Annotated in this window: 13 protein-coding genes and 1 tRNA gene; 9 read left to right on the top strand and 5 right to left on the bottom strand. The window is 73.2% G+C overall.

Going from position 1 to position 13,770, the window contains the following annotated elements; genetic code table 11:
* The first annotated feature begins 123 nt into the window (after window positions 1-123).
* The 5 genes from BLU55_RS11310 to BLU55_RS11290 are packed head-to-tail and all read left to right on the top strand — an operon-like array spanning window position 124 to window position 4,725.
* Window positions 124-1,158, top strand: a complete 1,035-nt coding sequence (locus BLU55_RS11310) for a sulfate ABC transporter substrate-binding protein (protein ID WP_091733782.1) — start codon at window positions 124-126, stop codon at window positions 1,156-1,158.
* Entirely contained in the window at window positions 1,155-2,006 is an 852-nt protein-coding gene (gene cysT, locus BLU55_RS11305) for a sulfate ABC transporter permease subunit CysT (RefSeq protein WP_091729670.1), read from the top strand. The genes BLU55_RS11310 and cysT overlap by 4 nt, the downstream gene beginning before the upstream one ends.
* Window positions 1,996-2,874 (top strand): sulfate ABC transporter permease subunit, encoded by an 879-nt coding sequence (locus BLU55_RS11300; RefSeq protein ID WP_091729667.1) that lies wholly within the window; start codon window positions 1,996-1,998, stop codon window positions 2,872-2,874. The genes cysT and BLU55_RS11300 overlap by 11 nt, the downstream gene beginning before the upstream one ends.
* Window positions 2,871-3,872 carry a sulfate/molybdate ABC transporter ATP-binding protein gene (locus BLU55_RS11295; protein ID WP_091729665.1) on the top strand — a complete coding sequence of 334 codons (1,002 nt, stop codon included), beginning with the start codon at window positions 2,871-2,873 and terminating at the stop codon, window positions 3,870-3,872. Before BLU55_RS11300 ends, BLU55_RS11295 begins: the two co-directional genes overlap by 4 nt.
* 10 nt (window positions 3,873-3,882) lie before the next feature.
* Entirely contained in the window at window positions 3,883-4,725 is an 843-nt protein-coding gene (locus tag BLU55_RS11290; RefSeq protein ID WP_091729662.1) for an isocitrate lyase/PEP mutase family protein, read from the top strand.
* A gap of 107 nt (window positions 4,726-4,832) precedes the next feature.
* Here BLU55_RS11290 and BLU55_RS11285 read toward each other — a convergent pair whose 3' ends face one another.
* Both BLU55_RS11285 and BLU55_RS11280 read right to left on the bottom strand, forming a co-directional pair.
* Complete coding sequence (locus BLU55_RS11285) at window positions 4,833-7,691, bottom strand: DEAD/DEAH box helicase family protein (RefSeq protein ID WP_091729659.1); 2,859 nt, start codon at window positions 7,689-7,691, stop codon at window positions 4,833-4,835.
* 18 nt (window positions 7,692-7,709) lie between these two features.
* A complete protein-coding gene (locus BLU55_RS11280; RefSeq protein ID WP_091729657.1) occupies window positions 7,710-8,201 on the bottom strand; it encodes a YajQ family cyclic di-GMP-binding protein in 492 nt (163 codons plus the stop codon).
* Between the two features lie 93 nt (window positions 8,202-8,294).
* On the opposite strand from BLU55_RS11280, the gene BLU55_RS11275 reads away from it, so the two are divergent.
* Window positions 8,295-8,380, top strand: a tRNA-Tyr gene (locus tag BLU55_RS11275).
* Window positions 8,381-8,544: 164 nt separating this feature from the next.
* Complete coding sequence (locus BLU55_RS11270; protein ID WP_197680965.1) at window positions 8,545-9,921, top strand: MFS transporter; 1,377 nt, start codon at window positions 8,545-8,547, stop codon at window positions 9,919-9,921.
* A 98-nt stretch (window positions 9,922-10,019) separates the two neighbouring features.
* On the opposite strand, the gene BLU55_RS11265 is transcribed toward BLU55_RS11270, so the two are convergent.
* Entirely contained in the window at window positions 10,020-10,727 is a 708-nt protein-coding gene (locus BLU55_RS11265) for a dienelactone hydrolase family protein (RefSeq protein ID WP_091729651.1), read from the bottom strand.
* Between the two features lie 10 nt (window positions 10,728-10,737).
* Window positions 10,738-11,103 (bottom strand): hypothetical protein, encoded by a 366-nt coding sequence (locus BLU55_RS11260; protein ID WP_091729648.1) that lies wholly within the window; start codon window positions 11,101-11,103, stop codon window positions 10,738-10,740.
* Window positions 11,104-11,258: 155 nt separating this feature from the next.
* Here BLU55_RS11260 and BLU55_RS11255 point away from each other — a divergent pair, with 155 nt between their 5' ends.
* On the top strand, window positions 11,259-12,569 hold the full coding sequence (locus BLU55_RS11255) for a Tim44 domain-containing protein (protein ID WP_231916833.1): 1,311 nt from the start codon (window positions 11,259-11,261) through the stop codon (window positions 12,567-12,569).
* A gap of 9 nt (window positions 12,570-12,578) precedes the next feature.
* Here the strand turns inward: BLU55_RS11255 and BLU55_RS11250 are convergent, their stop codons facing one another.
* Window positions 12,579-13,079 (bottom strand): DUF4188 domain-containing protein, encoded by a 501-nt coding sequence (locus tag BLU55_RS11250; RefSeq protein ID WP_091729646.1) that lies wholly within the window; start codon window positions 13,077-13,079, stop codon window positions 12,579-12,581.
* An 80-nt stretch (window positions 13,080-13,159) separates the two neighbouring features.
* Between BLU55_RS11250 and BLU55_RS11245 the strand changes: the two genes are divergently transcribed.
* Window positions 13,160-13,768, top strand: coding sequence for a MerR family transcriptional regulator (locus BLU55_RS11245; protein ID WP_091733778.1), 609 nt, complete (start codon window positions 13,160-13,162; stop codon window positions 13,766-13,768).
* Window positions 13,769-13,770: the final 2 nt, after the last annotated feature.

Here is a 13,770-nt window from a genome sequence, read left to right as displayed (position 1 = left end):
GCGACACGCGTGGCAACTGGACTAGCAACGGCGTCCCAATAGTCGGGCGGACCTCTAAAGTGCAGTAACTTACTGGCTTGCGCCCCGCGGAACGGGGTGTCTCCCCTGGACCGAAAGATGCCCATGAACACCAAGCACACCGCCCGCTGGATCGGCGCCGCCGCTGTCGTCAGCTCCCTGCTGTTCACCTCCGCCTGCTCCGACCCCGCCGCGTCCGGGGCCGGCGGTGGCGACTCCTCCTCGGTCAGCGTCGTCGGGTTCTCGGTCATGAAGACCGCGAACAAGCAGGTCATCGCCGACTTCCAGAAGACCGACGCCGGCAAGGGCGTCACCTTCCAGCAGTCCTACGGCGCCTCGGGCGACCAGGCCCGCGCGGTGATCGCCGGCCTCAAGGCCGACGAGGTCCACCTGTCGCTGGAGCCCGACGTCACCAAGCTGACCGACGAGGACATCGTCGCCTCGGACTGGAAGGACGGCCCCAACAAGGGGATCCTCACGCAGTCGGTCGTGACCATGGTGGTGCGCAAGGGCAACCCCAAGGGCATCGAGAGCTGGGAGGACCTGGTGAAGCCCGGCGTGAGCATCGTCACTCCCAACCCCGGCTCCTCGGGCTCCGCGAAGTGGAACATCCTGGCGGCGTACGGCCACGTCATCGCCGAGGGCGGCAGCGAGGCCGACGCCCAGGCCTACCTGGAGAAGTTCCTCGGCAACGTCGCCGCCCTGCCCGGCAGCGGCAAGGACGCCACCACCGCCTTCGAGGGCGGCACCGGTGACGTGCTGCTCTCCTACGAGAACGAGGCCATCGAGGCCCGCCAGGCCGGCGCCGACTTCGACTACGTCGTGCCGCCGCAGACGCTGCTCATCCAGAACCCCGTCGCGCTCACCAAGGACGCCAGCTCGGCGGCCAAGAAGTTCCTCGAGTACCAGCTCAGCGAGCCCGGCCAGACCGACTACGCCAAGCAGGGCTTCCGCCCGCTCGACGACGCGATCAAGGTCGACGTCGAGGGTGCCAACGACCCGAGCGACCCGTTCCCGACGCCGGAGACGCTGCTGACCATCGACCAGGACTTCGGTGGCTGGTCGGAGGCCAACACCAAGTACTTCGACGAGAACGACGGCATCGTCACCAAGCTCCTGGCCGACTCCGGGAAGTCATGACCACGATCGCTGCCTCCTCCGCCCCCGGCCCGACGCGCCAGCGTCGCGCCCGGGGGCGGCGGGCGTTGGGCGCCGGCTCCGCCCTGGGGCTCGGCATCACGATGACCTGGTTCAGCCTGCTCGTGCTGATCCCGCTGGTCGCGGTGCTCATCTCCGCGGCCGGCCTCGGGCCGAGCGGCTTCTGGGAGGTCGTGACCCAGCCCCAGACCCTGGCCGCGCTGCGGCTGACGGTGCTGGAGTCCGCCGGCGTCACGCTGCTCAACGTCGTCATGGGCACCGCGCTCGCCTGGGTGCTGGTCCGCGACCGCTTCTGGGGCAAGCGCATCGTCGACATCGTCATCGACGTGCCGTTCGCGCTGCCGACGATCGTGGCCGGCCTCGTGCTGCTCTCGCTCTACGGCCCGCAGTCCCCGCTGGGCGTCGACGTCGCCAACACCCGGATCGCGGTGTTCCTGGCGCTGGCCTTCGTGACGCTGCCCTTCGTGGTGCGCACCGTCCAGCCGGTGCTGGAGACCCTCGAGCGCGACGTCGAGGAGGCCGCAGCCTCGCTCGGCGCCAGCCGGCTGACCACCTTCCGGCGCGTGATCCTGCCGTCGCTGGTCCCGGCCATCGCGGCCGGTGCGGCGCTGTCCTTCGCCCGGGGCATCAGCGAGTACGGCTCGCTGGTGCTGCTCTCGGGCAACCTGCCCAGCCGCACCGAGGTCGCCTCGGTGCGGATCCTGACGTTCATCGAGAACGGCAACAAGGAGGCGGCCTCCGCGGTCGCCGCCATCCTGCTGCTGGTCGCCCTCGCGGTGATCGTGCTCCTCGACGTCCTCCAGAGGAGGTTGGCCCGTCGTGGCGACTGACACCGCTCCTGCTCCTGCCGCCACGAAGCGGCAGGCCACCCCGGCCAAGGGCGACTACCGCCGCGACCCCCGCGGGGTCCGGTGGGCACTGCGCCTGCTGACCGTCGGGTACGTCGTGCTGCTGGTCGCCTGGCCGACCTCGCTGGTCTTCAAGGCCGCGCTGGCGCCCGGCATCGGGCCCATGTTCGAGTCGCTCACCGAGCCGGAGATCGCCCACGCCCTGGTGCTGACCGCGATCATCACGGTCATCTCGGTGCTCATCAACCTGGTCTTCGGCCTCACCATCTCGATCCTGCTGGTGCGCTACGACTTCTGGGGCAAGCGCGTGATCTCGGCGCTGCTCGACGTACCGCTCTCGGTCTCACCCGTCGTGGTCGGCCTGGCCCTCGTGCTCGTCTACAACGGCCGCGACGGCTGGTTCGGACCGACGCTGGAGAACGCCGGCTTCCAGGTCATCTTCGCGACCCCGGGCATGGTGATGGCCACGGTCTTCGTCGCGCTGCCGCTGATGATCCGCGAGGTCGTGCCCGTCCTCGAGGAGATCGGCGAGGACCAGGAGCAGGCCGCCCGGAGCCTGGGCGCCGGGGCGTTCGCCACCCTGCGCCGCATCACGCTGCCCGGCATCAAGTGGGCCGTCGTCTACGGCGTCGTGCTCAGCCTGGCCCGCTCGCTCGGCGAGTTCGGCGCCGTCAAGATCGTCTCGGGCAACATCGCGGGGCTCTCGCAGACCGCTACCCTCGCCGTCGAGGACACCTACCAGAACTTCCAGCAGGACACCTCCTACGCCCTGGCCGCCGTGCTCGCGTTCGCCGCCATGGCGTGCCTGGTCGTGGTGTCCCTCCTCCGCCCCAAGGATGATGAACGATGAGCATCAACGTCTCCGGCGTCACCAAGAAGTTCGGTGACTTCGTCGCGCTCGATAACGTCTCGGTCGACCTGCCGACCGGCCACCTCACCGCCCTGCTGGGCCCCAGCGGCGGCGGCAAGTCGACGCTGCTGCGCATCATCGCCGGCCTGGAGTCGGCCGACAGCGGCACCGTCACCATCGAGGGCACCGAGGCGACCCACCTGCCGCCGCAGAAGCGCAACGTGGGCTTCGTGTTCCAGCACTACGCGGCGTTCAAGCACATGAGCGTGGCCAAGAACGTCGCCTTCGGCCTCGAGATCCGCAAGCGGCCCAAGGACGAGGTCACGCGTCGGGTCGCCGAGCTGCTCGAGCTGGTCCACCTCTCGCAGTTCGCCCACCGGCTCCCGGCCCAGCTCTCCGGCGGCCAGCGGCAGCGGATGGCCCTGGCCCGGGCGCTCGCCGTCGAGCCGACGGTGCTGCTGCTCGACGAGCCGTTCGGCGCGCTCGACGCCAAGGTCCGCAAGGAGCTGCGCGAGTGGCTGCGACGCCTCCACGACGAGGTCTCGGTCACCACGGTCTTCGTCACCCACGACCAGGAGGAGGCCCTCGAGGTCGCCGACGAGATCGTGGTCATCAACGAGGGCCGCATCGAGCAGGTCGGCTCGCCCGACCAGCTCTACGACGAGCCGGCCAGCGACTTCGTGATGAGCTTCCTCGGCCCCGTCACCCGGCTCCAGGGCACCTTGGTGCGGCCGCACGACATCGAGGTCTACACGACCGACGAGGACCCGCAGGCCGTCCCCGGCACCATCGCGCGCCAGCTGCGGGTCGGGTTCGAGGTGCGGCTCTCGGTCGCGCTGGACCCCGCCCACGTCACCGAGGGCGACCCCGCCGAGATCGAGGTGACCGTCACCCGGGCGACGCAGCGCCACCTGCGCCTCGAGGAGGGCCAGCGCGTCTGGATCGCCCACACCAACGGTGCCCGCACCGTGGCGGCGGTCCAGTCAGCCGCTGGATAGCGTCGGGGTCATGACCCAGACACCTGCCGCCCCCGACGAGCCGACCCAGCCGACGGACCCCACCGACCCCGCGCACGACAGCCTCGAGAGCAAGGCCGGGGAGCTGCTGCGCCTGCACCGCGACCCGACCCTGCTCACGGTCGTCAACGTGTGGGACTCGATCAGCGCCCGCGTCGTCTCCGACACCCCCGGCACCGCGGCGCTGGCCACCGCCAGCCACTCGATCGCGGCCTCGTGGGGCTACGAGGACGGCGAGAACATCCCCGTCGACCTGATGATCGAGGCCGTCGGCCGGATCGCCGCCGCGACCACGCTGCCCGTCACCGCCGACCTCGAGGGCGGGTACGGCGACGCGGCCGAGACCGTCCGCAAGGCGATCGGCGTCGGCATCGTCGGGGCCAACCTCGAGGACCAGATGAAGCCCCTCGAGGAGGCCGTGGCGGCCGTCTCGGCCGTGATGGACGCCGCCCTGTCCGAGGGCGTGCCGGACTTCGTGCTCAACGCCCGCACCGACGCCTTCGTCAAGGCCGGCGACCGCGACCCCGCCGAGGTGCTCGCCGACGCGGTGGAGCGCGGTCGCGCCTACCTCGACGCCGGCGCCCCCGCGGTCTTCGTCCCCGGCAAGCTCGACGAGGCCCAGGTGACGACCCTCGTCGAGGCCTTCGGCCCCCAGCGGCTCACCCTCATCGGGCTGCCCGGCGTACCCCCGCTGGCGCGGCTGGAGGAGCTCGGCGTCGCCCGGGTGTCGTACGGCCCGATGTCGCAGCGGGTGGCGCTCACGGCGCTCCAGGAGCTCACCGAGGCCGTTCTGGCCGGCGGTGGCGTGCCGTCCAACATGCGCCCGCTCAACTGACCGACCTGGGTCGCGACGCCCACTGGACGTCCTTCTCGGCTACTGGACGTCTGTTGCAACAGACGTCCAGCAGCTGATCACCCGGACGTCCGGGTGATCAGCGGCCCTCAGGTCCACACGCGGCGCACCACGCAGGTCACCGCGAACGGGTCCTGGCCGCGGTGCGTGGCCAGGACCCCGGCGCCGCCGGGGAGGTGGACGTACAGCGCGTCGCCGCCCCCGACCCAGTGACCCCAGGCCTGCGCGAACAGGTCGGCCGTGCGGCGGTGGCCGGCGAGGGCGGAGGGCACGGTGTGCCAGACCTCGCCGTCGGGCTGCTGACCGCCGTGCGCCCGCAGGCCCCGCAGCAGTCCGTCGAGCCCGGTGGGCGGCGAGGTGAGGGTGCGGGCGATGACGTAGCGCGGCGACGTCATGGGGGAGCAGACCTCCTCCAGGGCCTCCGCGAAGCGGGCCGAGGCCGCCTCGTCGACGCCGACGAGGCGGTAGGACTCGGTGGCGTCGGGCGCCACCTCGATGCGCAGCGCCCGGGCGCCGACGGGGGTCTGGCCAGCGGCGTGCAGGGCGTCGGCGACGGCCGCCGCGACCAGCCCCAGGCCGAAGTGGTGCTCGCTGGCGCCGCGCAGCACGGCGCGGCCCCACAGCGCCACCGAGAGCGTGGCCGCCGCACCCAGCAGCAGCACGGCCAGCACCACCAGCAGGGCGACCGGCAGGCCGAGGACGACGAGCAGGCCCACCAGGGCCAGCGCGACGACGGGCGGGACCACCGCGAGCGTCGCACCGGGCCGACGCGTCGCCGCCTCGGTCCACGGCACCAGGCCGGTCGTGCCGTCGGTCGTCGCGGCCGGCGCGCCGGGGCTGCCGGCGGCGCGCCGCAGCCGCAGCACGTGGCCGACGCGGTCGTCGTGGTCGGGACGCGCGAGCCAGGCCTCGCGGACGGCGGCGCGGTCCTGTGCCCGCTGCAGCATCCGGGCGTCGAGGGCGTCGAAGTCCTCGCGCGGGGGCGGGTGGTGCTCGCTGAACGACGAGTCGAGGCCGGCCACCCCGTCGACGACCGCGCCGTGCTCGTCGACGGTGAAGTAGCCGCGGTGCTTGCGGGTGAAGCGCTGCCAGTCGGCAGCGCCGGCGACGTGGCCGTCGTAGACGCACACGACGCTCCACACCAGCGCCACCTTGTCGGGGTCCGACGGGTCGGTGCGCAGGGCCCGGCCCCGCGTCTGCACGACGCTGGTCGGCGTGGTGACGGTGGTGAGGTCGACCAGGGTCGAGACGCAGGGGGCGTCCCAGCCCTCACCCAGCAGCCCGCGGGTGCCGATGAGGCAGCGGGTGCCGCCCTCGTCGAACCAGCGGGTCAGGTGGGCCACCCACTGGCCCGAGCTCCAGCGCCCGACGAGCCGCGGCACCTCGCCCTCGAGGTCGACCGACATGCCGCCGGCCAGCATCGGGTGGCTGCGCCGCAGCCACTCCACGAGGCGGTGCAGGGTCTCCTCGCTGCCGGCGACGGTGCGGCCGGTCACCAGCACGGGGTCGAGCGCGGCGCTGGCCGGGTCGGCGAGCAGCGTGGTCAGCACCCCGGTCGCGGAGCCGGCCGGCTCGGGGGTGCGGCTGCTGGCGAGCTCCTCCGAGGGGCCGTCGGACAGGCGCCGCCGGGTGGTCGCGGTCGCCCGCTCGTGGTCGCACAGCACCAGCACGCGGGCCCGCTCCCCCGAGGAGGCTCCCTCGGCCCCGACGATCGCGGCGGCCGCCTGCTCCTTGGCCCGGGACCGGGCGGTGACCCGGTCGACCGTGCCGCGGCCCGGTCGCACGCCGTGCCGGGTCCACGCGAGGCCGATCGAGGGCAACGTGCGACGCACGGCCTCGAGGACCGCGCGGTCGCCGTCGGCGTGCTCCCCGTCGCCCTCGGCCCGGGGCTGGATGCAGCCGCGCAGCCAGTCGTCCATCAGCAGCCGCCAGTCGTCGGGGCCCGGGCGCTCGCGGTGGCGCTCGCGCAGCACGGCTCCCTCGGGGAGCGGCAGCAGGTCGTGGTGGGCCAGGCGCAGCACGGCATCGGTGAGGGCGGGCTCGCGGGCGGCGTGCTCGGCCCAGCCGACCTGGGCGGCCTCGTCGACGGCGAAGCGCTGCTGCAGCCACACCGGCAGGGTGGTCGACCCGAAGGCGGGGTCGAACAGGTCGGCGGTCAGCTCGGCGAAGCGCGTCGCCTGGGCCGCCAGCCAGTCGGACTCGTCGGGCGTGGGCTCGACCAGCCAGGCGAGCTCGGCGTACGGCGCGAGGGCGCCGGCCTTGACCAGCGCCGGGATCCGGGCCTCGTGGAGGACCGGGCCGAACAGCTCGGCGGTCAGGGTGGCCTGGGCCGCGGTCATCGCCTCGGGAGGAGTGGCCGTCAGACCCAGGACCTGGGCGTCGGGCAGCTCGGCGAGGACCTCGCGCAGCAGCTCCCCCCAGACCTCCAGCAGGTGGTGGCACTCGTCGAGGACCAGCAGCAGCGGACCGGCCTCGCGCATGGTCTCGACCAGCTCGCGGCCGTGGGGGTGGAGCCGGTCGAGGTGGCTCGTCGGGGCGGCGCCCGGGCGCTCGGCGTCACCCGCCTCGGCGTCGGGCCGCTCGGGTCGGTCGAGGTCGCCCTCGCCGTCGCTGCCCTCGAAGACGGCCAGCGACTGGTAGGTCAGCGTGGCGAACCCCGTCCGCAGGTCGCGACGGGTGCCGGGCGGCGGGCCGTCGTACGCCTCCCAGGTGCGGGCCCACTGGCCCTGGACCGCGGTGTTGGGGGAGAGCACGACCGTGCGGCGTCCCCGGAGCCGCGCGACCTCGGTGCCGACGAGGGTCTTGCCGGCGCCGGGGGGCAGCGTCACCCACCAGCGGTCGCTGCCGGCGCGCTGGGCGGCGACCACGGCCTCGACGGCCTCGCGCTGGTGCGGTCGGAGCTCGTGAGGACAGGTCAGGTCGTCGAAGGATGGGGCGGGAGGGAGCACGACGGGGGGAGGCGTCCTTCAGCGGTAGTTGTTGAACTGCACGGCGAAGTCGTAGTCCTGGCCCTTGACCAGGGCGATGATCGCCTGGAGGTCGTCGCGCTTCTTGCTGCTGACGCGGAGCTCGTCGCCCTGGACCTGGACCTTGACGCCCTTGGGGCCCTCGTCGCGGATCAGCTTGCCGATCTTCTTGGCGTTCTCCTGGGAGATGCCCTCCTTGAGGGCGACCGTGATCTTGGACTCGCGGCCCGACGCGCGCGGCTCCTCGGCCTCGAGGATCTTCAGCGACTGGTTGCGCTTGATGAGCTTGTCCTTGAACACGTCGAGCACGGCCGTGGCGCGGTCGTCGGCGTTGGCCGAGATCTCCACGGCGGCGTCACCGGAGCGCTTGATCGTGGCGCCGGTGCCCTTGAAGTCGAAGCGCTGGGAGATCTCTCGCTCCGCCTGGTTGATGGCGTTGTCGATCTCCTGCTGGTCGAGCTTGCTGACGATGTCGAACGACGAGTCGGCCATGTCCGGGTGGTCCTCCTAGGCGATTTAAGTTCTGGGTCGAGGCTGCGCTATCGTCTCTTCCGCTGCGGGCCACCCTACGTGGTCCAGACGCATGGCAGGTTGTCCGAGCGGCCAATGGAAACGGACTGTAAATCCGTCGACTTATGTCTACGCAGGTTCGAATCCTGCACCTGCCACCAGCACCGACACGAGAGCCCGCAGGTCCCTGACCTGCGGGCTCTCGTGCGTCCCGGGTGACGCCGGTGGTGAGGCGTCTCACCCCGACACGTGCCGAGCCGGGCGCGCCGGGGACGACGGGGGGTCCGCGGGACGAGGTCCGGTCCGGGGGCCGTAACGTCCTCGGGTGACCAGTTCGACGTCGAGCGGTGTCGCCCGCGGGCGACGCGGCGGGATCCTCTCCCCGACCTACCTCGCGACGACCGTGGGCATGTTCGGGCTGATCGCGTTCGCGGCCTTCGAGGCGATGGCCGTGACCACGGTGATGCCGACCGTGGCGCGCGACCTGGACGGCTTCGACCTCTACGCGCTGTCCTTCGCCGCACCGCTGGCGAGCGGGGTCGTCGGGATGGTCGGGGCCGGCGCGTGGAGCGACCGCGTGGGTCCGCGAGGCCCGCTGCTGGTGGCGATGGCGCTGTTCTCGCTCGGGCTGCTGGTCTGCGGCACCGCCCCCACCATGGAGGTGCTGATCGCCGGCCGCGTCGTCCAGGGCCTCGGCGGCGGCGCCCTCGTCGTGGGGGTGTACGTCGTCGTCGGCCTGGTCTACCCGAGCGCCCTGCAGCCCGCCATCTTCGCCTCGTTCGCGGCCGCCTGGGTGCTGCCGTCCCTCTTCGGTCCCGGCCTCGCGGCCCTGGTCGCGGGCGCCGTCGGCTGGCGCTGGGTCTTCACCGGCACCATCGTCGTGGTGCTCCTGGCGCTCGTGCTGATCGCGCCGACGCTGCGCCGCATGGTCGCGCACCCCGAGGGCACTGCCACCTCCGTGTCCCGCCTGGGGTGGGCCTGCGTCGCAGCGGTCGCCGTGCTCGCCCTCGAGCTGCTGGGCTCCGGCGGCAGCCTCGCCAAGGTCGCGGCGGGCGGCGCCCTCGTGCTGGTGCTGGTCGCCCTGGCCCGGCTGCTGCCCGTCGGCACCCTGGTCGGTCGGCGCGGGCTGCCGGCCGTGGTGGCCACGCGTGGCCTGCTCGCCGCCTCGTTCTTCAGCGCGGAGGCCTACGTCGTCTACGTCCTGCAGGATCGCTGGGGCCTGTCGGTCGGCCACGCCGGCATCGCCCTGACGGTCGTGGGCGTCGTGTGGGCCCTCGCCAGCCAGGTGCAGTCGCGGCTGGGTGCCCGGATCAGCCACGAGCGGGCGATGCGGTGGGGCACCGCGGTGGTGCTGACCGGACTCGTCGTGCTGGTCGCCGCCGTGGCCCTGAGAGGTCGCGGGAGCGACCTGCCCGCGGTGCTGCCGGTCGCGGCGTACGTCCTGGCGGGGGCGGGCATGGGCTTCGCCTACCCCCGCACCTCGGTCGCGATGCTGGCCGAGTCGACCGACCGCGACCGCGGGCTCAACACCTCCGCGCTCTCGGTCGCCGACTCGCTGGGCGCCGCGCTCGCGCTGTCGGTGAGCGGGGTGGCCTTCGCCGCGGCCCGGAGCAGTGGCGCCGACCCGTTCCTCGTGGTCTACGCCCTCGCTGCGGCCATCGGGGTGCTGGGCGCCCTCGTCGCCGTCAGGACCCGCACCTGAGGCTCGGCGGATCCCTCGCGGCGAGCTCCGGGCTCGTCTCCTCGGGCCGGGAGGCGTCGCCGGGCAGGGGCCCAGCGGACGTCCCCGACCCCAGCGGGTCAGCTGACCTTGGCGCTGAGGAACTCCACCGTGCGCGACCAGGCCTTCGCGGCGTCGTCGGGGGAGTAGGTGCCCATCTTGTCGGCGTCGTTGTTGAAGGCGTGGGCGGCGTCGTAGTAGAAGAACTCGACCTCGGCGCCGGACTCCTCGCGGATCTGGGCCTCCTGCTTCTTGGCGTCCTCGACGGGGTAGAAGTCGTCCTTCTCGCCGTAGTGGCCCTGCACCGCGGCGGTCAGGCCGGTGTAGGTGTCGGGCACGGCGGGGCCGACGCCGTAGAAGGGCACGGCGGCGCTGACCTTGTCGCCCTGCTGCGCGGCGAGCATGAGCACGAAGCCGCCGCCCATGCAGAAGCCGACCGCCCCGACGGTCCGGGACGTCACGGCGTCGTGGCCCAGCAGGTAGTCGACCGCGCCGGCGAGGTCGCGGGCCGCGCGGTCGACGGGCAGGCTCGTCATCATCGCGCCGGCGTCGTCGGTGCCGTGGGCGACCTTGCCGCCGTACAGGTCGGGGGCCAGCGCCACGAAGCCCTCGGCGGCGAGGCGGTCGCAGACGTCGACGATGTGGTCGTCGAGGCCCCACCACTCCTGGATGACGATGACGCCCGCTCCGGAGCCGGACTCCGGGGTGGCGAGGTAGCCGTGGGCCTGGTCGCCGTTGCTGGCGAAGGTGACGTTCTGACGGGGGTTCTCGTCGCTGTGCTGGGTCATGGCGCCGATGCTAGGACCCGCCTGGTCGTACGACGAACACCACCTCGGTGGGGTCGACAGCGGTGTCGGCCAGCACCCGGACGTCGACGAAGCCCGGCTCGACCCCCATCGCGTCGTGGTCGCGGTGGAAGACGTCGCGCACCGAGACCTGGCCCTCCGACTCGATGGTGAACTCGCCCAGGACCACCAGCCGCGCCTCGTCGGCCGACGGCGCGACCGAGACGGACGTCGGCCCGTCGACCGGGCTCACGGTGGCCACCGCGACGCAGTCGGCCGTGGCGACGCAGCTCGCCCCGCCGAACGAGTCGGGCGCGGAGTGGTCCTCCCGCCCCACGAGCAGCACGATCGAGTGGGGCGTCCGGATCGAGGGGCTCACCGGGTGATCGTGCCGCACCCCCGGGCGCTCGAGGACACGGCCGGTGCAGGGGGCGGGCGTAGGTTCGAGGCAGACACGTCCTCGCCGCACGGAAAGGCACCGCCATCGACCCGACCACCGCCCGTCGTACCCGCAGCCGCGCACGTCGGTGGGGGGTGGCCGCGAGCTCGGTCCTGGCGCTCGCCGCGGCGACCGTGCTGATGACGACGACGACCGCCTCGGCCCGCGGGGGTGGGGGCGGCAGCGGCTTCGGCGGTGGTGGCACCCGGTTCGGCGGCGGTGGCGGCACCCGCTTCGGCGGGGGTGGCGGCTTCTTCTTCCTCGGTGGCAACGGGGTCGGCCTGCTGGTCCTGCTCGCGCTGGTGGTGGCCTACGTCCTGATCAGGAACTGGTCGCAGTCGCGTCACGACAAGCGGACGAGCAACACCACCACCGACCGCCGGGCGCACCGCGCCGACGGGCAGGCCGAGGAGCGTGCCGCGGCCGTCGAGGCCCAGGTCGACGTGCTGGCCGACACCGACGTCAGCTTCGACCCGGGGGCGCTGCGCAGCCGCGCGACCCAGCTCTACGTCACGGCGCAGCGCGCCTGGACCGCCGGCGACCTCGCGACGCTCGAGCGCATCCTGGCCCCGGTGGTCTACGGCAAGTGGGCCGAGCAGCTGAGCGGGTACGCCGCCCGCGGCCAGTCGACCGTGGTGGAGGTCCTCGAGGGCCCGGACGTGCAGATCGTCAACGTGGCCAACCGCCCCGGCGAGACCGAGGACACGGTCACCTTCCGGATCGTGGCGACGCTGCGCGACCACGTCGTCGACCGCCGCACGGGCGAGGTCCTGACCCGCAAGGACCGCTCGACCCGCCCGATCGAGTACTGGACGCTGCGCAAGGACGGCTCCGGTGGCTGGATCGTCGCCGGCATCGAGCAGGCCGAGGACGGCCACCACCACCTCACCGACGCCCTCGAGACCGACGCCTGGAACCAGAAGTCGGTCGGCCGCGACGCGGTCCTCGAGGTCGCCGAGCGCACCTCGCCGGTCCGGACCGCCGACGTGCTGGGACTGACCAACGTGTCCTGGGCCGACGACGCGGACCACGCGGCCGCCGACCTGAGCCTGGTCGACGCCCGCTTCGACAGGTCGGTGCTCGAGGTCGGCATCGCGCGCTTCCTCGAGGAGTGGGCGATGAACGACGGCAGCCTCGACTTCACCGCGGTCCGCACCGCCCACCGCACCGTGATGCGCACCGCGACGGTGCGCAGCATCGCGGTGCGCGACCTGGTCTCGCAGGACCCGGTGGAGTTCCGGGTGGCGGTCGAGGCCGACGGGATCTACTACGAGGTCGACCGCTGGACCGAGGCGGTCGTCGCGGGCGACCCGCGCACGCAGCGCTCGCTGGAGCTCCTCTTCACGATGCGCCTCGACGACGCCTCGCGCGGCTGGACGGTCACGGCCGTCGAGGGCGTCGGCTGAGCCTCCCCGTCAGGAGGCCATCCGCTGGCGGGCGCGCTCGCCGCGCTGGGCGACCGGCACGCTCCCGGCCAGGGAGGCCAGACCGAAGCTGGCGGGGCCGGCGTAGATCGACTCGTGGCCGCCGGCCGGGACGGCGTACGTCTCGTGCCAGATGGTGACCGCCGACGGCGCCGAGGCGGCGTACCCGTAGAACGCCTTCCAGGCGGGGCGGTGCTCGAGGTCGGGGTCGGCGGCGTAGCGGTAGAGGTCCTCGGTGCTGCGCCAGTACTGCAGCACCGTGGGGTGGCCGCCGTCGAGCAGGTAGCGGGCGCCGAGGAAGCCCTGGCCGGGCGTCCCGTCGCGCTCGGCGGCCGCGCGGTCGGCCTCCAGCTCGGCAATCATCCTCGGCATCGCGGCGAGGACGCGGCGGACCACCCCGAGCCGCCACGGCTGGTGCAGGCGGACGCCGATGAGGAACAGGACGAGGTCGCCGTCGTACGCGTGGGTGACGCGGGGTGGCCGGGTGGTCATGGTGCCTCCAGTTGGATAGTGTCGCTATCGACGACTGCACCACCATGGACAGTCGCACTATCCGATGTCAAGGGGTGGGCGTGCGGATCTCCGAGCTGGCCGCGACCACGGGGGTGGCGCTGGCGACGCTGAAGTACTACCTGCGCGAGGGGCTGCTGATGCCGGGCACGGCCACGGCGCGCACGCGGGCGGAGTACGACGAGACGCACGTCGAGCGGGTGCGCCTGGTCCGGGCGCTGGTCGAGTCGGGGGGACTGGGGATCGCGGGGGTGCGGGCCGTGCTCGAGGCGCTCGAGGCCCCGCCCGCCTCGCCGCACGACTTCCTGGGCGCCGCCCACCACGCCCTGCCGCCGCCGGTCGAGCCCGCAGTGCCGAGCGAGGAGGTGCTCGGCTGGCTCGAGGACCTGGGGTGGGGGTCGTGCGCGGACGACCCGCTGGTGGGGTCGCTCACCCGTGCCGTCGCCGACGCCCGGGCCGCGGGCGTGCCGCTGTCGGACGCGTCGGTGAAGGCGTACGCCGAGGCGGCCCGCCGGCTCGCGGCCGTCGACGTGGAGATCGCGGTGGCGGCCCCGACCCCGGAAGCGGCGGTGCACGTCGTCGTGGTCGGCACGGTGATGCTGGACCCCGTCGTGGCCACGCTGCGACGCCTGGCCCAGGAGGTCGAGAGCGCCCGGGTGCTGGGGTCCTGACG

The organism is Nocardioides scoriae (assembly GCF_900104965.1).
GTDB lineage: Bacteria > Actinomycetota > Actinomycetes > Propionibacteriales > Nocardioidaceae > Marmoricola > Marmoricola scoriae.
The sequence above is the reverse complement of the archived record's forward strand: the minus strand, read 5'-3'. Positions and strand labels throughout refer to the sequence as shown.